18 protein-coding genes, 5 tRNA genes and 1 riboswitch are annotated in these 21,653 nt (G+C 41.5%); all 23 genes read right to left on the bottom strand.

Translation table 11 applies throughout. From position 1 onward, the window contains the following. Positions 1-744: 744 nt before the first annotated feature. A tRNA-Gly gene (locus LJE72_RS24490) sits at positions 745-819 on the bottom strand. Positions 820-1,010: 191 nt separating this feature from the next. Then, positions 1,011-1,685 carry a PhoH family protein gene (locus LJE72_RS24485; protein ID WP_229250641.1) on the bottom strand — a complete coding sequence of 225 codons (675 nt, stop codon included), beginning with the start codon at positions 1,683-1,685 and terminating at the stop codon, positions 1,011-1,013. 325 nt (positions 1,686-2,010) lie between these two features. After that, positions 2,011-2,086 (bottom strand) — tRNA-Phe (locus LJE72_RS24480). A gap of 10 nt (positions 2,087-2,096) precedes the next feature. After that, positions 2,097-2,172, bottom strand: a tRNA-Glu gene (locus LJE72_RS24475). A 309-nt stretch (positions 2,173-2,481) separates the two neighbouring features. Continuing rightward, positions 2,482-4,251, bottom strand: coding sequence for a methyl-accepting chemotaxis protein (locus LJE72_RS24470; protein WP_229250639.1), 1,770 nt, complete (start codon positions 4,249-4,251; stop codon positions 2,482-2,484). A gap of 113 nt (positions 4,252-4,364) precedes the next feature. Next, positions 4,365-4,449, bottom strand: a riboswitch (cyclic di-GMP riboswitch). A 568-nt stretch (positions 4,450-5,017) separates the two neighbouring features. Further along, positions 5,018-5,094 (bottom strand) — tRNA-Lys (locus LJE72_RS24465). 59 nt (positions 5,095-5,153) lie between these two features. Further along, positions 5,154-6,440, bottom strand: coding sequence for an adenylosuccinate synthase (locus LJE72_RS24460; RefSeq protein ID WP_229250637.1), 1,287 nt, complete (start codon positions 6,438-6,440; stop codon positions 5,154-5,156). A 27-nt stretch (positions 6,441-6,467) separates the two neighbouring features. Further along, on the bottom strand, positions 6,468-7,769 hold the full coding sequence (gene purB / locus LJE72_RS24455; protein ID WP_229250636.1) for an adenylosuccinate lyase: 1,302 nt from the start codon (positions 7,767-7,769) through the stop codon (positions 6,468-6,470). A 74-nt stretch (positions 7,770-7,843) separates the two neighbouring features. Next, positions 7,844-9,259 (bottom strand): NAD(P)/FAD-dependent oxidoreductase, encoded by a 1,416-nt coding sequence (locus LJE72_RS24450; protein WP_229250634.1) that lies wholly within the window; start codon positions 9,257-9,259, stop codon positions 7,844-7,846. Between the two features lie 313 nt (positions 9,260-9,572). Beyond that, complete coding sequence (gene dnaB / locus LJE72_RS24445) at positions 9,573-10,907, bottom strand: replicative DNA helicase (protein WP_073027047.1); 1,335 nt, start codon at positions 10,905-10,907, stop codon at positions 9,573-9,575. 35 nt (positions 10,908-10,942) lie between these two features. Continuing rightward, complete coding sequence (gene lonC, locus LJE72_RS24440) at positions 10,943-12,868, bottom strand: Lon family ATP-dependent protease (protein ID WP_229250632.1); 1,926 nt, start codon at positions 12,866-12,868, stop codon at positions 10,943-10,945. 56 nt (positions 12,869-12,924) lie between these two features. Continuing rightward, entirely contained in the window at positions 12,925-13,371 is a 447-nt protein-coding gene (rplI, locus tag LJE72_RS24435) for a 50S ribosomal protein L9 (RefSeq protein WP_073027043.1), read from the bottom strand. 13 nt (positions 13,372-13,384) lie between these two features. After that, the gene (locus LJE72_RS24430) at positions 13,385-14,320 is read right to left on the bottom strand and encodes a DUF2232 domain-containing protein (protein WP_229250630.1); all 936 of its coding nucleotides are present in this window, start codon (positions 14,318-14,320) and stop codon (positions 13,385-13,387) included. Positions 14,321-14,346: 26 nt separating this feature from the next. Further along, positions 14,347-14,649 carry a MazG-like family protein gene (locus LJE72_RS24425; RefSeq protein WP_073027039.1) on the bottom strand — a complete coding sequence of 101 codons (303 nt, stop codon included), beginning with the start codon at positions 14,647-14,649 and terminating at the stop codon, positions 14,347-14,349. A gap of 324 nt (positions 14,650-14,973) precedes the next feature. Further along, positions 14,974-15,204 (bottom strand): 30S ribosomal protein S18, encoded by a 231-nt coding sequence (rpsR, locus tag LJE72_RS24420; RefSeq protein WP_007787675.1) that lies wholly within the window; start codon positions 15,202-15,204, stop codon positions 14,974-14,976. Positions 15,205-15,225: 21 nt separating this feature from the next. Beyond that, entirely contained in the window at positions 15,226-15,630 is a 405-nt protein-coding gene (locus tag LJE72_RS24415) for a single-stranded DNA-binding protein (protein WP_229250628.1), read from the bottom strand. A 17-nt stretch (positions 15,631-15,647) separates the two neighbouring features. Beyond that, on the bottom strand, positions 15,648-15,935 hold the full coding sequence (gene rpsF, locus LJE72_RS24410; protein ID WP_229250626.1) for a 30S ribosomal protein S6: 288 nt from the start codon (positions 15,933-15,935) through the stop codon (positions 15,648-15,650). 141 nt (positions 15,936-16,076) lie between these two features. Next, complete coding sequence (gene ychF / locus LJE72_RS24405; RefSeq protein WP_229250624.1) at positions 16,077-17,177, bottom strand: redox-regulated ATPase YchF; 1,101 nt, start codon at positions 17,175-17,177, stop codon at positions 16,077-16,079. Between the two features lie 80 nt (positions 17,178-17,257). Continuing rightward, positions 17,258-17,452: a DUF951 domain-containing protein gene (locus LJE72_RS24400; RefSeq protein WP_229250642.1), complete on the bottom strand. Its 195-nt coding sequence runs from the start codon at positions 17,450-17,452 to the stop codon at positions 17,258-17,260. A 145-nt stretch (positions 17,453-17,597) separates the two neighbouring features. Then, positions 17,598-18,476: a mechanosensitive ion channel family protein gene (locus LJE72_RS24395; protein WP_229250622.1), complete on the bottom strand. Its 879-nt coding sequence runs from the start codon at positions 18,474-18,476 to the stop codon at positions 17,598-17,600. 27 nt (positions 18,477-18,503) lie between these two features. Next, on the bottom strand, positions 18,504-19,880 hold the full coding sequence (locus LJE72_RS24390; protein WP_312038967.1) for an aminopeptidase: 1,377 nt from the start codon (positions 19,878-19,880) through the stop codon (positions 18,504-18,506). Between the two features lie 185 nt (positions 19,881-20,065). Next, complete coding sequence (locus LJE72_RS24385; protein WP_229250619.1) at positions 20,066-20,803, bottom strand: CvpA family protein; 738 nt, start codon at positions 20,801-20,803, stop codon at positions 20,066-20,068. Positions 20,804-20,972: 169 nt separating this feature from the next. Next, a tRNA-Sec gene (locus LJE72_RS24380) sits at positions 20,973-21,070 on the bottom strand. Between the last annotated feature and the right edge of the window lie 583 nt (positions 21,071-21,653).

Below are 21,653 nucleotides of genomic sequence, written 5' to 3'. Positions count from 1 at the left end.
AAATGTTATTTCGGTAAATTGACATGAAAATCGGGGTTTGGCTAGCAAGCCCTAACTACAGCCTCATTATTTTTAATATTAGCAGTTTTTGCTTTTGTATTCTATACTGAGCAAGCATTGAATTTCCAATTTCTTATATTAAGTGTCCCGCTTAGCGGTGCTTCGCTTTTCATTCTCTATGACACATTTTTTAACGTTAAAAATAAAACTGCAAAATTATTACACAACATTTTCTTGGTACTTACCGTTCTTTTTATCATCTTCTTCACAACCTTTGAAGGTAGATTTTTACATCTCATTCTATTGCCATTCCTTCTTAAAAACACTTATAAGATGTTAAGGATATCTGATACACACGAGTAAATCTCGCGGGTATTATTGTTTTACAGCCTTATGATTGGTTCCAATGGTTTTCCAAAACAAACTTTTTAATCTCTTGGACATCATCTTTAACATCTTCCACTATGCTTTTCAGTTAGAGCTGCGATTATTTCTTGATATTTTGTTCTCTTCATGAATGGCTAGAATATTAAGTCTTGGTAAAGCATATACCCGTGATTACCTAAGAGAAAGTTGATGCGAATTCAAACGTGATTCTTAGTTTTGTACTCCTTAACGGAACCCGTTATATACCGGAGAAATCCGGTTTTTCTTTTAAAATGCTAGTTGTCGTCAAAGCTATTCTCACCCTTCCCATACAATACAGAAAAGCACCGCAATCCCTTGCAGTGCCTACATTTCATATGGAGCGGACGACGAGATTCGAACTCGCGATCCTCGGCTTGGGAAGCCAATGCTCTACCGCTGAGCCACGTCCGCTTAATTATATTATGGGTTATCCTTTCAGCCTCTTTTCATCAGGCCCCTTTTCCCAACAATGAGAATTATAAGCGCTAGGAACGAATATGTCAACTCATACTATTCTAATGAATTTAGTACTTAAAACTACTTAAAACAATATGTGCTAATTCCTGTTATTGTATTTCGTCTCTGGTTCGCTTTCAGTTAATCTAAATTGAGTCTGCCCAATTTGCAAGATCTCCACGAAAGTTCTTCGTCAATGTTAGAATCTTGCAATAAGGTTGACTCTTAAAGTGTTCCATATAGGGTACAAAACCACTTTTAGCGACAGGGATGTCAATTTGACCCGAATGGCCGATACATATAACTTTGCATGAATCATGCACTCTAGTGAATACTTTTCTTAATTCTTGAACCGTAAAATTCTGGCACTCATCGATAATTATAGTCATTTCCTTAAGGTTAGTGCCTCTAAGAAATAAAGGCGTTTTAGGATAACACCAAATGCTATCCATTACCCGTTTCATACTTACCTTCCTGCGAATAGCTTCATTGACCAGTGCCTCTTCATTATATACACACTGAGCAGGATTCTCATTGATTTCTAAGAGAGCATCTGTCAATGGTTGATGGTAGATACTTTCCTTCTCAGATTGGGTTCCCGGTCTGAACCCCATCGCAGATTCCTGAACTGGATTAAAAATATATGTTAGTGGTTGCTTAAAGAGTTTAGCACAAGCAACTGCAAGAGTTGTCTTTCCAGTTCCTGCTTTAGCATTGACCATCACTAATTGATAATCAAATATCGCATCAACATATTCCCGTTGTTCCGCCGTCAATCTTGGCGCGAACCCAAACAGTAAGTTATTCTCAGGTAATGGCACAGATTTCACCAACCTTATTCTATAAGTCTGATTACCGAAAATCTTAAATTAAATATTTCATTCAATAAAACTGTCGGCTTTCCCGCCCTTAACAACGATCATGCTTCTAGTATTTCTCATAAAGTAAACTTAATTCAAGATCGCTATAAACTTAAAAAGCGAGGGGCACTCTGATGAAGTAAATGCTACAAACCAATGGGAAACACCTCAGAACTTCAAATTACGACAAAAAAGGATCTGTTCTTTCCCAGAGGAAATTACAGAACCTTGAGAGCTATTTTTTATAGTACAGACAACTTAACCTAATTTCCTTAGCTAGACATTATGGTGCCTCAGGACGGAATCGAACCGCCGACACGAGGATTTTCAGTCCTCTGCTCTACCGACTGAGCTACCGAGGCATTAAAGTTTTGGTGACCCGTACGGGATTCGAACCCGTGTAACCGCCGTGAAAGGGCGGTGTCTTAGACCGCTTGACCAACGGGCCTTATAAATGCCAGTATCTCGATACTCTAAAACACTTTTAAAACCACCTTAAAGTAAAGAAATATTTAAAGGACACTCACAAATATGAATATTACACTATGTTACTATCTCTGTCAAGACTTTTCCTCAATTCTATCGAGTCTTATAGGTGAATTTAAAAGTTCCACCCATTTTCTCAAAAAACAAAATTCGCATTATATACTTTTTGTCTTAGTAATACAATGTCAAGTTTCAAGAAACTGTTCAGGCATGACATAAAGAGATAGGAAGGATATCATATACCGTTCCTATCTCTTTAAAAATAAGTTGCTTAATAATTAAATTTCTTCAAAGTTTGTTGCAGTTCCTCCGCCATATTAGCTAATACGTGACTCGAAGAGGCAATTTCTTCTACCGAGGCCGACTGTTCCTCCGTCGCAGCAGACACAGTTTGCGTCTGGCCTGTGATATCTCTACTCGTCTCATATATATCTGAAACCGATGCGACTATTCTTTCACTACCTATTGCCATTTGTTGAATTTCTTCCGAGATCTCCCCAATCTGGGACGAAACCTGATTAATTAATGACGTTATTTCATTAAATGCTTGGCCTGCAGTCTCAGCTACTTGTGTTCCCAATTTAACTTGTTGTGTTCCTTCATTGATCGATAAAACCGCCTTTTGCGTATCTTGCTGAATGCCACTGATCAACGTGGCAATCTGTTTAGACGCTTCTTGCGATTGTTCTGCTAATTTCCGGACCTCATCCGCTACTACAGCAAACCCTCTTCCTTGTTCACCTGCTCGCGCAGCTTCAATTGCTGCATTTAAGGCGAGAAGGTTTGTCTGAGCTGCTATCCCGGAAATGGTATCCACAATTTGTCCGATTTCTTTAGAACGCTCTCCTAAATTGGTAACCATATCTGCTGACCCTGTCACTGTTCTTTCAATATTGACCATTTGCTGAATCGTCTTGCCAATGGCTTGAGTTCCCTCAGAAGCAGAAAGGGCAGTTTTTTCCGAGGACTTAACGACTACTTTGGCATTCTCTAACATATGCTGGATTCCTGCTGACATCTCCTCCACGCTTGAGGATGTCTCATTTACTGCACTCAGCTGTTTTTCAGCCCCCAAGGAAACTTCTGATATTGATAATGCAACTTGTTGCGAGGCTTGTGCAGATTGTTCTGCTCCTATACTCAATTGTTGGGATGAGGCAGCAACTTGCCTTGAGGACGATGATACTTGTTCAACAAGCTGGATTAAGTTTTCAGTCATAGTTTTAAAAGCTCTTCCTAGTTGACCTAATTCGTCTTTAGAACTAATATTGAGACCCTCTACGTTAAGATTCCCTTTGGCAATCTCCTCTGCACTAGTTGCCATCGCAACGATCTGATTGGAAATCTTTTTACTCATAATCGTCCCTAAGACGAGTGCTATTCCTACGGCCAATAAGATGGATACTAAAGTATAGATTATACTTACTCTGCCCTTTTGCTGATAATCAAGCTCCTTGGCCGCAACAAGTTTATCAATATCATCTACCCAGTTCCCAGTTCCAATCACCCAATTATAGGGTTGAAATAACAATGTATAACTTCTCTTTGGTAACGCTTCAGTTTCATTTGGCTTTGCAAATTTGTAATCCGAATAGCCTCCATCGACTTGAGTGCCATTCTTAATAAAGTCCTGTACGAATAGTTTACCATCACTGTCTTTGGAATCATAACGCGATTTTCCCTCGGCAGTATCTCTCCCGAGGAGAACAACATTTACCCCCTCTGTAGTATCAATCCAAAAGTAGTTTCCATTATCGAACCGTAAATTTCTCACTAAATCGGCTGCTTTCTTCTTTGCCTCTTCAGGAGTTAATTCTCCTCTTTGCTGACTGGCATAAATATCTTGAACTAAACTGTGAGCAGTCTGTACTTGAAGTTTAACATTTCGATCAAACTGTTCGTACAAGGTATCTCGATATTGTTTTAAGTTAGTTTGTTCTGCTACTATTAAATTATAAATACTGTAACCTCCGAGAATCGAACCCATAATAAGTGCTGTTGTCACTAGCAAAAGAATAATGCGGTACTTTATCTTCGTCATTTCCTCTCCTGGCCCCCTTTTTCTAATTTGCTTTAAAATAACCTATAATGAAAAGGCCCTATAATTTTTTGACTACAAAAAATCGCCCCCCTTAAGGCACGACAGAGTCCCTGATTGGCAGCTCGGCTATCATCACCCTTACGTGGAAGACCCGTAGCTTTGCGTCCTCAGCTTTCGCTAAGTTTGCCTTTGTCAATAGCCTTATATAATATCGGAAAGATCCTTTTCGATATTTTATTGTCCCTTTTATCTGACTATAGCACAAGGAAAACAATTATTCTATATATTTTTCCCAAATTTCATCAAATTCTGCTTTTTTTATGATATGAGCACTAAAAGAAGGCATTTTTCACACACAATAATTATATATTGTTTTCACTTCAATTTATTCGATTCGATTTTAAGGAAAAAACTAAGATGACAGTACTAAACACATTCTGTTTAATCACGGTCTCCCTATAATTACAGATTAGTACGCATCACTTATGCATGCCTAAGTAATTGTTCCGTTCCTATCCTTTGGATTTAATTAGATTTAGTTGTTGTTTAAATACTAAACTTCTTTAAAGTTTCTTGTAATTCTTCCGCCATATTAGCTAATCCATGATTGAAGAGGCTATTTCCTAAGCAATATTGTTTATTGAGCCCTTAATACAAATTTTAGCCATGCTGGACACACCTTCCGATTTTATGGAGTGAGATTAGAATTTCTCACTGCCGTAAATCATCTGCTATGCCAACATGGCTAAAACGGTCAATTCTGTTATGGTGGGCCATCCGCGACTCGAACGCGGGACACCCTGATTAAAAGTCAGGTGCTCTAGCCGACTGAGCTAATGGCCCAATATTTGTACCACGAATTAAAATTCTACACGAAAGTATTAGAAGTGTCAATGTTTTTCTTAACTAAAAATTTCCCCGCGTACAATTGTTTGTTCACGTCCAGGACCAATTGCTACCAAAGTAGCTGGTACACCCGACAATTCCTCAATCCTGAGGATATAATTTTGGGCTGCCTGGGGCAGGTCCTCGAAGCGGCGGACTTGTGTAATATCTTCTTTCCAACCGGGCATTTCCTCATAAACTGGTTGGCATTTCTTGAATATCTTTTGACTCTGTGGGAATTCTCGGATAATCTCATCCTCTACACGATACCCAACGCAGATCCTTAATGTCTCAAATCCCGTAAGAACATCTAGTTTTGTTATAGCAAAATCTGAAATTCCGCTCACACGAACAGCATATCTGGCAATAACCGCATCAAACCAACCGCATCGACGCGCGCGGCCGGTGGTGGTTCCAAACTCATGTCCATTCTTCCGCATTTCTTCGCCGGTCTCATCTAGTAACTCTGTAGGGAAAGGGCCTTCTCCCACACGCGTAGTATAGGCCTTAATAACCCCAATTACACGATTAATACGCGTTGGCCCAACTCCGGCTCCTATACAAGCTCCTCCGGCTATCGGATGAGATGATGTGACAAACGGGTAAGTCCCATGATCTATGTCAAGCAAGGTCCCTTGCGCCCCCTCAAAGAGGACTTTCTCTCCTGCTTGAATGCTTACATCAATGGTAAGTGAACTATCGGTCACCATCGAACGAATTCTATCCGCATAACCCAGATAGGTTTCATGAATTTCTTCAAATTCAAGTGCTGCCTTACCGTAGACTTTCACGAACAAGTTGTTTTTCTCGACTAAATTACGCCGTAGTTTCTCAGCAAACTCATCCTTATCTAAGAGATCAATAATTCTAATCCCAATCCTCGACGCCTTATCCATATAAGCAGGACCGATTCCACGTCCTGTGGTTCCAATTTTATGCTCACCGCGTGCCTCTTCTTCCAAGCCGTCAAGCACTCTGTGGTAGGGCATTATGACATGGGCATTACTGCTAATGACTAGCTTACCCGTCTTAATACCTCGCTTGGCAAGGTAATCTAATTCCTGTAACAAGACCTTCGGATCAATCACCACTCCATTGCCAATCACGCAAGTCTTGTCTGCATAGAGAATTCCCGAAGGAATTAGATGAAGTTTAAACTCTTCTCCATTTGCAACAACCGTGTGACCGGCATTGTTCCCGCCCTGGTACCTTACAACAACATTCGCTTTTTCGGCTAGGAAATCCGTTATCTTGCCCTTTCCCTCGTCCCCCCATTGAGAACCAATTAAAACAACAGCAGCCATATAGATTTTCCTCCCATCTTTCAAGCTCTAATCTTCTAATTTCAGTCGTTTAAAGATATTATCCACGTGCTGTAGATGATATCTTAAATCAAACAAGCCCTGAATTTCTTCTTTGGTCAAATAGGTTAGAACACGAGCGTCCTTGGAAACAACTTCTATGAAATCCAACCCTTGATCCCAGGCTTCAAATGCGTTCTGTTGAACCCAGGCATAGGCCTCTTCTCTCATACAACCATGTTCGACTAAGGCCAAGAGAACGCGCTGGGAAGATGTCAGTCCAAAGGTTTTCTGGAGATTTCGCTTCATGTGATCTTCACGAATCTTAAGCCCGGAAATAACTTTTGTCATCTGTCGAAGCATATGATCTAACAGAATACAGCTGTCCGGAAGTATGATCCGTTCAACAGAAGAATGAGTCATATCCCGTTCATGCCAGAGGGCAATATTCTCCATAGCGGCCACTGCATTACCTCGCAGAAGCCTCGACATTCCTGACACTTGCTCACAAATGATCGGATTCCGCTTATGCGGCATTGCAGAGGAGCCCTTTTGTCCGTCTGCAAAAGGTTCCTCTACTTCAAGAATATCTGTGCGTTGTAAATTGCGAATTTCTGTTGAGATTTTTTCGATAGAGCCCCCAATTAAAGCTAAGGTTGTCACAAAATGAGCGTGTCTATCCCTTTGCAAAATTTGATTGCTCACCAAAGCAGTCTCCAGACCCAGATGTTGACAAACAGCCTCTTCAACTTCTGGTGAGACGTTGGCATACGTTCCCACTGCTCCTGAGATCTTCCCAGCACTTACAGAAACTATAGCCTGATCAAGACGTTCGATTTGACGATCAATCTCGGCAATCCATAGTGCCAACTTTAAGCCAAACGTTAGCGGCTCAGCATGTATACCATGAGTCCGACCGACCATCACTGTATATTTGCTCTCCAAGGCTCGTTTGACCAATGCCTCTCGGAACTCTATTAAGTCTTTTTTCAGCAGAAGACCTGAATCCTTTAACACAAGGCTTAACGCAGTGTCTTTAACATCTGAAGAAGTCAATCCAAGATGTAAGTATTTACCAGATTTTCCAATTTCTTCTACAACCGCTTGCAGAAAAGCAATTAGGTCATGACGAACTATGGCCTCAATTTCTAAAATCCGTTCAGAATTCACTTTTGCCTTAGTCCTAATATCTTCCATGGCCTTTTGAGGGATTTCCCCACGCTTTGCCATAACTTCAGCAACAGCCAGTTCAACTTCTAGCCAGCGATCATATTCATATCCGTCCTGCCATAACTTTCCCATTTCAGGGTGAGTATATCGTTCGAGCAACAAACTTCGCCCCCAGTCATTCTTTCCTCTTAAATGATAATTTTGATTATCTTCCACAAGGGAGTGTAAATATTAATTTATTTTACCTTGGCCACAATATCTCGGGCAACAACAATCCCTGTCGCAGAAGCTTGCATTAACCCGCGTGTGATTCCCGCTCCATCCCCAATTGCATATAACCTAGGTATTGCTGTTTCAAAATTTGATTTCACTTTTACTTTAGAAGAATAAAATTTAACCTCCACTCCGTACAATAACGTATTCTTAGAATACATACCGGGTGCGATCTTATCGAACGCCTTGAGAGTCTCAATAAGGGAAGTCAAGTACCGCTCCGGGAGCACATAACTAAGGTCTCCTGGAACAGCAGAAAGAAGCGTAGGAATAGTCGTCGATTTTCGCAAACGACTTTCCGTCGTCCGCCTCCCCTGCAGAAGATCTCCCAGCCGCTGTACCATTACTCCTCCACCTGTTAGCATGTTCGCCAGCCGGGCAATATATCGTCCATATTCAATAGGTTGATTGAAGGGTTCTGTAAAGCGAGTAGAAACCAATAAAGCAAAATTCGTGTTCTTGGTCTTCTTCTCAGGATCCGCATAACTATGCCCATTTACTACAGCAATATCTCCGTCGTAGTGTTCCTCTGATACCACTCCGCCCGGATTGACGCAGAAACTACGTGTTTTGAGGTCATACGTATCTGAATAATAAACCAGTTTAGGTTCGTAAAGTTCACGAGTTAAATTGTCAAGAATTGAGTTTGGCACTTCGACCCTTACTCCAATATCGACTTCATTGTTTTCTGTTACAACACCTAAGCGAACAGTCTGATCCGCGAGCCAATTTGCTCCCCCTCGTCCGGGGGCAGCAATCACGTAACGAGCAAACACTTCATCCAGCTCTTGTTCATCTCGACGTTGGATAGTAGCCCCTATTGCTCCTTCTGAGTCGGCCAAAATATTCTTAACTTCAGCAAGTTCCCAGAAAATCGTATTTGCTTCTCGCATGAGATGTTCATACATCCCCTTTAAGACATCATAGGCCAGCTCTGTACCCAAATGCCGTACCGGACAATGAATTAGCGCAATATTGTGACGAGATGCCTCATACTGAATTTCTTCCACCCGGCGGTTATCTAAGCCATATACTGTTTCCTGAGCACCAAACTGACGGTAAATTGAATCAGCATAATCAATCAACTCTTGAGCTTGTTCCTCTTTCATATACTCAACCAAACGACCGCCTACCGCAGGGCTCAAAGACAGTTTACCATCACTGAAAGCTCCGGCACCCGACCATCCTCTGGTGATGGCACACGGATTACATCCTGCACAAACCCCAGTCGTACGAGCGGGGCACTTTCGCTTTTCTATGCTTCGACCATTATCAACAATAAGAATCTTTAAATCTTTATCGTGCTTTGTTAACTCTAAGGCCGTAAAAATTCCGGCCGGACCGGCTCCGATAATTAAGACATCTACATTATGTTTCATTGTTTTCCCTCCTAGAGCCGTTTTCTTTTCTAAATATAAAAACCCCAGTCGCAAACAATTTTATCTTAACAATCCAACTCCCCCTTGTCAATCCAATAACCGAACATTAATTAAAAAAATACATAAAACATTCGACATTCTTGTCTCTCTATTTTCGCCAAAACAGAATTCGGCCATAACAATTATAATTATCTATACTCATAAAAATTTCTTCATGTGCTAGTCAATGGATGTATGCTAGTTCTTGCAGGCGGCATGTTGCCCTTATTAGTGAGAAAAACCCCTCGCCGATAAATGGCAAGGGGGAGGATTGTTAAGCACTTTGATGTTGTCGATCCAAGTTTACAAACTTGGTGAATTCTCTAAGAAACCCTAATTCAACGGTTCCTACTGGACCGTTACGGTGTTTTGCGATAATCAACTCTGCTATTCCTTTTTTTTCTGACTCGGGATGATAATAATCATCCCGATAAATAAATGAGATCACATCTGCATCCGCTTCAATTGCTCCTGACTCCAACAAGTCTGACATCATAGGCCGTTTATCTTGGCGTTGTTCAACCCCTCGATTAAGCTGTGACAAAGCAATGACTGGCACCTTTAGTTCACGAGCAAGCCCTTTGAGAGATCTGGAGATTTGTGCAACTTCCTGTTGGCGGCTTTCAGACTTTTTCCCCACAGACAAAAGCTGCAGATAATCAATAATGATCATCCCTAAATTATGTTCTGTCTTCAATCTGCGAGCTTTCGAACGAAGCTCAGCCAAAGAGATCCCTACTGTATCATCAATAAAGATCGGGGCATCCGAGAGAGGCCCCACTGCTCGCGTCAACTTCGGCCAATCTGCATCCAGTAAGTCTCCCGTCCTTACACGCTGTTGATCAACCATCGCTTCTCCACAGAGCATTCGTTGTACCAATTGTTCTTTGGACATTTCCAAGCTAAAAACTGCAACCGGAACCTTCGCCCGAACTGCCGCATTTTGTGCCATGTTTAAAACAAGTGCCGTTTTTCCCATGGAGGGCCGAGCTGCAATAATCACCAAATCAGAAGGTTGCCAACCAGAAGTCATTCGATCTAATTCCGTGAAAAAGGTTGGAACACCCGTTAGATTTCCTTTATGAGCATAGAGATACTCTATCTTCTCAAAGGTCTCTAATAGAACGTCACGAATAATACTAAACCCATCTTTAACACGTCGGCGAGAAAGATCAAGAATTAATTTTTCTGCTTCTTCCAGAAGGCTGCGGGCCTCTTCCCCTGGCTCATATCCCCGTTCCAGGATACTGCTTGTTGCTCGAATAAGTTGACGCAACAGAGCCTTTTCCGTTACAAGTTTAGCGTAATATTCTACATTTGCGGCAGAAGGTACAGAACGGGCAATTTCAGAGATTGTCGCTATTCCGCCCACTTGTTCCAGACGCCCCTGACGACGTAAAACTTCTGCAACACTTACTAAGTCAACCGGGTCTCCCTTTTCAGAGAGATCTTGAATTGCTGAAAAAATCAAACGGTGATTATCTCTATAAAAGTCATCCGGTTGAAGTATTTCAAAGACAGAACTCCCTGCCTCCGGATCGAGCATCATTGCGCCCAAAACCGCTTGTTCGGCCTCTAAATTCTGTGGTGGAACTTTTATGAGTTCCATATCTTCTCTCCTCCGGTCATACTAACTCTAATATTCTACATTGAATATTTGAATATTTGAATATCAAAAACATGGCTCATAGCCTCTTCAATCGTCCTGACAGGTACAACTTCAATGCCCTGTAAACTTTGAGGTACGTCCGCCATATTTTCAAAGGGGATCAAAACCTTCCGAACTTCAACCTGCTTAGCCCCAAAAATTTTTTCATAAATCCCTCCGACCGGTTTAACCTTACCTTGAATAGAGATCTCTCCAGTCACAGCAACATCCTGTCGGAGCGGTTGTTTTTTTAATGCACTGTAAATAGCCAAGGTTGTTGCCAGCCCTGCTGATGGACCGTCAATTTTTGCCCCGCCAATTATGTTAACATGCACATCGTAATTACGTAAATCTTCTCCTGTAAGATCACGAATAACAGCGGCAGCATTAAATACAGCATCTCTAGCCATACTTCCAGCAGTCTCATTAAACCGGATCGTGCCTTTTCCATCTTGTCCTGTAAAGGTAATCGCTTCAATTTCCAATACTGAGCCCAAGAATCCAGCTACCCCCAGCCCTAAAACTCGTCCGATTTCCACGTTGCTTTGGACTTTTCTAAAAATAAAAGGGGTAAGCCGTGCAGAGCGCAAGACTTCATAGACATCCTCACTTGTTACTCTAACTTCCTCTTGTTCTGGGTTGCGATACCTGGCCAGACCGTAAGCATCTGTCAGAATACTATTAGCCTTGCGCCCCTCTATCACATATTCACTAATAATTTCAGGGACATTATCTTCCAAGCTCACGCCAAGCTTATCCCCGGCTTGACGTATAATGTGTTGAACATCTCTCGGTTCTAATGGCACGAAGAAAACTTCTGAACAGCGAGAACGCAAGGCAGGATTAAGTTCAGCCGGATCCCGCGTGGTTGCCCCAATCAGAACAAAATCCGCGGGTGCTCCCTCATCAAAAAGTTTCTTTATCCATTGAGGAACTTGGCTGTTTCCCGGATCATAATAGGAAGAATCAAAGAATGCACGCTTATCCTCGAGCACTTTAAGCAACTTATTTAAAAGTAAGGGATCCATCTCCCCAATTTCGTCGATAAAAAGAATCCCTCCATGAGCATCACTCACCAGACCCATTTTAGGTTCTGGTATACCCGTATCTGCCAGGTCATGCTTCGCACCTTGATAGATCGGATCATGTACCGAACCTAAGAGAGGATTGGTTACATCCCTGGGATCCCATCTTAAGGTTGTGCCATCCACCTCAATAAAGGGTGCATCCTTAGTAAAGGGAGAGTAGGGCCTATTTTTAACCGTTTCTAACGCAACCCTGGCTGCCGTAGTTTTACCAACTCCAGGTGGACCATATATCAACATGTGTTGAGGATAGGGTGTTGCTAATTTGGCTAAAAGTGCTTGTACAGCGCTTTCCTGTCCTACAATTTCTTCCACAGTTTGGGGCCGTAATACATCAAAAGCCGATCGTTTGAGTGAAACAGTATTCATCTTCTCGAGAATAGCTAACTTCTTTAGTGTTTGGGCATTTTCCGGTCCAGCAGTTTCTTTTAGCACGTTCATTTTAATTTCTTTAACGTAATCCTGATGACGTTCCTGCATCTTTTCTGAAACTACCCGTTCAAGTCGATCTTCAACTGCTCGTCGAGCAATAAGATCTGCTATTTGTTCCTCAATTTCATCTAATATCTGGGGTATCTCCTGCATTTTTGGTATCTGTTGATCTGTAGGATCATCAGATACAATTTTTCGTAATCCGGCGACACGTTCAACAAGTTCATCCGAGCGCATGAGCTTCAGTGCTTCCAATCGACTGGCCTTAAGCACTAGCTTGTCTGTTCCATAATAATTTGAAAGCAGTACATAAAGTGCTTCTACTTCCCGAATCCACTCTTCCTCATCTTGTAACCGATCGCCGAGATTTGTTTGATTTAACCATTTTGTTAAAATCCCTTTCATTGAGGGAACCCCTTTCACGAGAACAGATTATCGATGGTCATATTTTGTGTTTTCTTTTAGATAGCACTTACATGTACCTGGAGCTTCGCTATCACTTCCGGATGGATCTTCACATGCACTTCATAGCTGCCAAGAGCCTTAATAGGCTCTTTAATATCCAATTTCCGTTTATCTATTTCTACACTATGCTGTTTCTTTAAGGCATCGGCGATTTCTTTACTTGTCACTGACCCAAACAAGCGACCGCCTTCACCTGTTTTTGTCTTAACTTCAATCTGAAGGGCATTAAGTTTATTACCTAATTGAATTGCATCTTCTTTTTCCTTTACTTTGCGGCGATCTTCTAGAGCTTTCTTATGTGAAATATCCTGAATATTGCCTGTAGTAGCCTCAATAGCTAATTTCTTAGGAAAAAGAAAATTTCTGGCATATCCATCTGCAACCTCTAAAATTTGCCCTTTTTTACCCGTTCCTTTGACATCTGCTTGAAGAATAACCTTCATATAAAATTCCCCCTTACGATTCTTCTGGTAAGCGCCGAAAATTCATTACTAAATCAAACAGTCCAAAAATAATTAAACTGACAAAACTAAACATGAAATATATGAAGTTAACAAGAATTAAGGCCCATTTAAGAAACCTAGGAATCCTTGGGGATTGTAACAAATAGAGATACGCAGAAATCCCCAACACCAGGGTAAATGCAACATAAACAACCATAAGGTTAATTCCTATTCCGCGAATAACAGGCCAAGAAAACTGATCCCCTAAGAGATAGCATACGATTCCCAAAACCGCTCCCCAAACCGCATACCAAGGGAGGCGCCAACGGGTAAATGGAATCCATTCCATGTCCCCTTTAAACCAACGCCTCATAACATAGAAGACAAACCCAAACTCAATTATGGCGAGAATCGCGGCAATACTTGGAATGACTAAAGCATAGATATCAATTCCTTGTTGCAACAAATCTCGGATCTGCACCTCGTTTATGCCTTGTTGTTTCATTATTTCCAACAATCCAGACGCTTGGTATTGTTGAACTGTTGTGTTAATCATGACATTTGTCGTGTCAGCATCAAATCCTTGTAAAACGAACGGCAGAGTTTGTACCATTCCTAAAACCGCTGCCACGACAGCACTCCAAAAAAAGTTTACACGTATCGGCCAACCCTTTTGCCACCCAAAAACGCCCAGCAATCCCGCCAAGGGTACAAAGCCAAGGTAATTAATGGCTTCAACCTTAAAAATAACCAAGGCTGCAATATAGCCAATCGCCAAAAAGAATGCCGCTGTAAACACTCCTTTTCGACGACCCACAATAAACACACTAAATAATAGAAATACTTCCCACAAAAAACCCCATGTTCCCATTGCGATTCCCACCCCAGGAAAGGTCAAAAGAATCATTCTCGCTAAGTAATCTCGTGCCAATTCATCACTTATAAACATTATCTCCAACTTTCTCCTATTAAAAGTTAATCCTCAGGGGCTAGATAACTTAATAATAAGCTCAAATCTCCCCATTGCTTTTCAAGATTCATCTCGTCCGTATTTTTCAGACCTTCCAGGCGTTGCAACAACATGCGATCAAGTCGAGAAAAGTCAAACCCCAACCTTCTTGCTAATAAATAGCTCATTCCTACGAGATCCGCCAAGCCCTGAATCATTTCATCCTCAGAACCGCTCAGAGTTCCATGTTGAACAAGCCACTGGGCCTGAATTAGATTAACCTTGAGTTCATCAATAGCTTTTAAGCCTTTAACAACATCTACTTCAATATCCAGGGATGCCCCCTCCTAATCTCCATCCACTTCAGAGACTCCCACTTCTTTCAAAGTGAGGATTTTTGTTCTCTGCTTCCGATGTTCAGCTTGAGCTTGAGCTTGAGCTTGAGCTTGAGTCAACTTATTTTGCATATACTCTCTAAGAAACAAACTGTGCCTATCGAATACAGTTCGTGATAAACCTACAAATCTCCTGCACCTTTATTGAATGAAAATTTAACCAAGGAACTTTACAGAAAGTTATATTTTCTTACGGTACCATATTATTATACTCTTTACTATTATAAATTAGAAAAGGGAGCTCTCGCTCCCTTTTTTCTACTCTACACTATATGGCAATAAGGCAATACTGCGAGCCCGTTTGATAGCCAAGGTTACTTGGCGCTGATGCATAGCGCAGTTTCCAGAAATACGACGAGGCAATATCTTGCCGCGGTCAGTAACATACTTACGTACTTTATGAGTCTCTTTGTAATCCATTGACTCTACTTTGTCTACACAAAAACTGCATACCCGTTTACGTGGGCGACGTCCGCGTTCACGTTTCATACTAATTCTCCCCTTCCCCTGTTAGAATGGGATGTCATCATCCAAATTGACTTCATGTCCAAACGAACTATTTCCGCCTGAAGATTTTGATTCTGTGCTTCCTCCGTCTTTGGGACTCAGAAAACGAACATCTTCAGCAATAACCTCTGTAACCCAGCGTTTTTGACCGTCTTGTCCAGTGTACGAACGCACTTGAATTCGTCCATCCACCGCTGCCAGTTTTCCCTTCGCTAAATAATTAGCACAGAGTTCAGCAAGCTGTCGATAGACCACACAATTAATAAAGTCTGTATCTCTTTCCCCTTGAGCATTTTTGAAATTGCGATCAATCGCTAATGTAAAATTGGCGACCGCTACACCTGTTGGAGTATAACGCAATTCGGGGTCTTTCGTCAAACGGCCAATCAAAACGACACGATTTAACATATATGCCCCACCGTCCTTTAGTCATCTTTTCTAACGGTCAGGAAACGGATTACATCGTCAGATATTTTCATAACCCGCTCAATTTCCTGAGATGTACGGCCTTCGCCTTCAAAATTCATCAGGATATACTGGCCTTCTTTGTAATCATTGATTTCATAGGCTAACCGACGTTTACCCCACTTTTCAACAGTTAGATTTGCTCCGCCATTGCCGGCAACGAGCCCTCCTAAACGATCAACTAGTGCCGTGGTTGCCTCCTCATCTAGATCTGGCCTGATGATATAAAGTAATTCATACGCTTTCATATTTGCACCTCCCCTCGGACTAAACGGCCCCGATTTTACGGAGCAGGGATATTTAGACTACCAAGCAGAAATTATACCATTCTATCCCTTAAAAAGCAACTTTTCTGTTCAATTTCTCTATAGTTTAAAATGCTTGTTACTTTATACGTTAAAGCGGAAGTGAACAATATCTCCATCGTTCATAATGTATTCCTTACCCTCTAAACGAACCAGTCCTTTATCTCTTGCACCATTTATGCCGTTGTGCTCCACGAAGTCCTTGTAAGAGACTACTTCTGCGCGAATAAATCCATGTTCAAAATCAGTATGAATTACCCCCGCAGCTTTGGGAGCCTTTGTTCCCTGGTAAATTGTCCAGGCTTTGACTTCGATAGGTCCAGCCGTAAAAAACGTCATTAGGCCCAATAAATGGAAGGCTACTCGAATTAATCGGTCTAGTCCTGATTCTTCGAGCCCCAGGTCTTCCAGAAAAGCATCCTTTTCATCTGCCTCAAGCTCTGCAATTTCCGCTTCAATCTGTGCGCAGACTACAACAACTTCAGCACCCTCTTCGGCAGCAATCGCCTTAACCTGTTGAACATAGGGATTATCAGCCGCTGTAGCTAGTCCATTTTCACTAACATTCGCTACATAGAGCACCGGTTTTAGAGTCAAAAGTGAAAATCCCTTTAGAATATCCCGTTCCTCATCTGTAAAGGTCAATGAACGAGCTCCTTTACCCTGATTGAACACTTCCTTCAATCGTTCTAAGAGTTCAATCTCCCCTTGAGCCTTTTTATCCCCCGTTTTCAAGAGTTTCGATGTACGCTCAGAACGCTTCTCTATACTCTCCATATCCGCTAAGACTAACTCAAGGTCAATCGTCTCAATGTCCCGCTTAGGGTTTACATTCCCTTCAACGTGAATAACATTCTCATCTTCAAAACAGCGCACGACATGCACAATTGCATCGACCTCGCGAATGTGGGACAAGAACTTATTCCCTAGACCTTCCCCTTTACTTGCTCCCTTAACGAGTCCGGCAATATCTACAAACTCGACAGTTGCCGGAACAATCTTCTTAGGATGAACCATATCCGCGAGTTTTTGTAAACGGGAATCAGGCACTTCCACCATTCCGATATTTGGATCTATCGTGCAAAATGGGTAATTAGCGGCTTCTGCACCCGCTTGAGTAATGGCGTTAAACAACGTCGACTTACCAACATTCGGCAAGCCAACAATTCCTGCATGTAAAGTCATGGCTGAACCTCCTCATAATACACTGACGAGCTATCTTAACCGATTATATGTGATGTTTTCTTACTCTGCAACCACTCTGCTCATTTTTCATCAGCACGCTGAAGAATTTCCTTTAAATTACGTTCGAGTTTTACTCTGGGGATCCAAGCTTGATGCTGACAGCCTAAACACTGGATACGAAAATCCATCCCTGTTCGCATCACTTTCCAATCTAAACTGCCACAGGGATGAGGCTTACGAAGACGAACAATATCTCCTACATTTAACGGAATCATCATTAACTCCCCTCTCTAAATCGAGGTTCGAAGTTCGAGGCACGAAGCACGAATATGAAAATCGTACATCGTTTCTCACATTCTACCTAAAATAAACTTAAACTTTTATAAAACAATTTTATATGTCAGTTAAGAAACTATTTTATCACGTCTTTTCATTATCGGAGCGTTTCAAGGGGTCAGACATAAATATATTTTGTTGTGGTGTTCGAATTCCTTCTTTTAAAAAAGCGCTGTGAATTTGACGACGCAGTTCTCGCTCCAAGCTCCATTGTTCATTAGGTTGGGTAAATCCAATCACTCTCAAAACAGCATTTCGTTCTCCAAACTGGATTACTCCCTGCACTGCAGGGGGATCAATAATTTTATCCTTAAACTCCGTACTGACTGTCTCACAAACAGAATGGATTACTTTCATAGCCCGGTCTAAGTCTTCATCATAGGGAACCAGTATATCAACTAAAGCCCTCATCTTGCCACGGCTGAAATTGGTAACAGCTGTAATGCTGCCATTAGGAATAATATGAAGTTCCCCGCCCCAGTCCCTTAGATGTGTTGCCCGAATCCCAGTCTCTTCTACAACTCCTGCAAATTGTCCAGTTTGTATATAATCTCCAACGGAAAACTGCTCTTCGAAAAGGATAAAAAATCCGCCAATTATATCTTTAACCAGGCTTTGCGAACCAAAACCTAATGCTACACCCAAGACACTAGCCGAGGCTAGAAGAGTCCCAGTGTCAAAATTAAATATGCGTTTAAGCGTATGTAGAATTGCAGTAAAAGTAATTAAATAAAACGACATACTTCTAAGAAGCGAGAACATTGTATTAGCCTTACGTTCATCGAGGATTCTTTTTCCTTTGTGATCCAGTAACGTTCTTCGTAATAAATAAATTATTAACCAATAAGCGACACGCGAGATAACAAGTATTATTACAATATATAATATCGAATTTAAGGCAGCAGTTCCGAGTTGCTGCCAATCAAAGCGGTTCAAGTTACTCTGAATCCATACACTATTCATGTATAAGTCTCCCTTTCAGTTAATGGGTTAGCTCTGATATTTCAGAAATGCATGATACCCGCGTATCATCATGACTAAATCAGCAATCGAGGAGATTTCCCAAGGAGCATGCATACTTAGAATTCCCACACCACAATCCAAGACTTCCATTCCGTATATGGCCATATATTGGGCAATTGTACCACCGCCCCCTTGATCAACTTTCCCTAATTCAGCTGTTTGCCACGAGATCTTAGCATCATCGAAAATTCTGCGAACCTCGGCAACAAATTCTGGGTTGGCATCACTCGTACCATATTTCCCTCCGGAACCAGTATATTTACTGATAACCAAACCTCGTCCTAAAAAAGCTGAATTACGTTTATCCATAACATCGGCGTAATTAGGATCATATCCACCTGTGACATCCGCGGAAAGTGCTTTAGCTCGTGCCAGAGAGCGCCTAACCATTAACCCGTCGTAGTTTCCATTTTGCAATGTGATAAGTTCCGCAATAAAGTTCTCTAAGAAACGAGCTTTCATACCTGTATTGGAATCGCTGCCAATCTCTTCTTTATCCGCAAAAAGAACAATCGTTGTCCACTCCGGTTGCTTTACTTCTTCAAGCGCTTTCCATGCAGCAAATGAACAGATTCGATCATCTTGTCCATATCCGGCAATAAAGCTACGGTCCAATCCTGCATAACGAGCCCTTCCGGCAGGTACGACCTCTAACTCTGCACTTACAAAATCATCCTCTTCGATACCATATTTGTCCTTAAGAAAGAGGAGTATCGCTGATTTAACCCGTTCATCACCCTCTCCGGGGGAAGGATTGTGTCCTAACAAAAGGTTAAGCCCTTCTCCAGCTATAGCCTCGCGTAATTTCTTGTTATATTGATCCTTAGAAAGGTGTGGGAGTAAGTCCGTAATTGTGAAGATTGGATCGTCTTCATCTTCTCCAATCACAATTTCAGCCTTATGACCATCGCGCAGGATGACAACTCCGTGAAGAGCCAGAGGCAAGGCCATCCATTGATATTTTTTGATCCCTCCATAGTAATGGGTTTTTAGAAAAGCTAATCCTTCTTCTTCATAGAGAGGGCGTTGCTTAATATCTAACCTGGGAGCGTCAATATGGCTCGCAATTAAACGGAATCCTTCATTTAATGGTCGGAGCCCTGCAATAGCCAAAATGCCGGCTTTTCCCTGAACAGCCAGACGAACCCTTTGACCAAGCTTAAAATTATCCACTTTATCAAGAGGTATAAACCCGCTATGATGAGCCCACCCTTCTATGATCTGCCAAGATTCCCTCTCCGTTTTTCCCTTACTCAAAAAGGAGAGGTATTCAATCATCGCTTGATCTTCTTGCTCCGACATCCTTAGTTCATCCCACGCTAATTTTACCTTTTTAGAGCCCACGAGAATCACCCCTACCTGAATTAACTTGGCAAGATTATGCTGCCAGATACTCTAAGTCTTCTTCTTCTCCGTTTGATTTATACGATAGTATGTCCAGCTAAACTCCCGTTGCCTGAAACCGCTTTCTTATATACGATGACTGACCGCTGCCTAAATTCCGCTTCCTAAGCAGTCATTAATTGGCCCTAAAACCAAACTCCCTTACCCATTGATAGTGGTTCAAGAAGCTTTTCCCTAAGTTGAGCCGAAAACATCAGGTCTAAGGCGTTAAAAGTCTCTACCAAATAGGGGTAAAGGTATGAGTTCAGGACGAGCCCACTAAAACTATGATTCACATCGATTTGTAACACTGGCGTCAATATGCCTGCCAATACAGACAAACCAATAAGGGAGCTTAGTCCACCAAACAAAAGTCCCCCTCCGCGATTAAACGACCCACTCCAAATACCTAATGGGCGAAGGAGAATAAATACTAATAACTGCATTGCTAACACCACACAGTAAAACACAAAGCCAAAGGCTATTAGGTTTAAGATACTGTCAGTAATCGTTCCAGCCAGGCTATGAGTCATTTGTTCAATCGTTTGAGGAATTTCTACACCTGGTAATTCTGCAGAAGGGAGCATACTGCGCCATTCTTCGGGTATTACGCCTAGTATGTTTCCTAGGACCTTTTGTTGCAAAGTTAAGGCCTTAGACTCTACAGAGGGAAGCAGAGTTCGGTAAATTACAGGCTCTATCCATTCCCGAAGCGGAAGATACTGTTCTGTCCAGCGAAGAACAACCATATATTTCCAAGATGCCACTAAGAAGCCTGCAATCCAAATGAAAAAATTAAAAATACTTGTTATTAAGCCTCTTTGATAGCCATGCAACGCTCCGAACAAGACAAACCCTATAATAAGCACATCAATCAGATTCACATAGTCCCCCCCCTAATAAATCATCCGCTTATTTTCTTATTCTTATGTCAAAAGGCAGCCTCACGCTGCCTCCAAATAAACAAATAAAACCTCCTAGATTTAGTTTCTCTAAGACTTGTCCAATAATTAGACCAAAATGTACACTCCTAATAATTCGGACCTTGGTTAATGGCGGGGATGCGTGCGAATCGAACACACCTCGGAACGTTCTGCGTCCCGACACGCGGATTTGAAGTCCGGGAGCAGCACCAGCCACCATCCATCCCCCTGCTAACGTCAATAATATTATCACATTCATATATATTTGAAAAGCAAGTACTCTACCGAATGATATTGTTTATTAATACGTATAAAAATAAGGTTTAAATCCCCTGAATTTTGTACACACTAATACGTATAACAAACTCTTTAAATGTTTTAAACAAAAGGGGGTTAAAAATCATCATGAATCGATCGGATATTTTATTCTCTAACTTAACTAGTGACCAGATTGAAGACCTTAAAGTTTTAGAAAGCAAGTTCAATAGTAAACAAGGACAAGAAACTATCTTAATAGCTTATACAAATCCAAAATAGTACATACTTTACATTAAAATAAAATTTCTTACTGTGAATCAAGTTATGCAGAATACAGTTCTTCGGCTATTCACTAGTTTAACCTGCAGATTAGCAAGTCTGCTCACTAAATATGATAATTGCTTTCATTAACCCTTTGACAACATTTAAACCTACCTACCTACCTAACTCTAAAGATTATTAGATCATCATCATTTAATTTTAGGATACCTAATCGGCTTTAAATAGGGCTTGCTAGCCAAACCCCGATTTTCATGTCAATTTACCGAAATAA

The sequence above is a fragment of the Desulfosporosinus shakirovi genome, assembly GCF_020595055.1.
Classification (GTDB): Bacteria; Bacillota; Desulfitobacteriia; order Desulfitobacteriales; family Desulfitobacteriaceae; genus Desulfosporosinus; species Desulfosporosinus shakirovi.
Note: the sequence above shows the minus strand (reverse complement) of the source record. Positions and strands in the feature narration are given on the sequence as shown.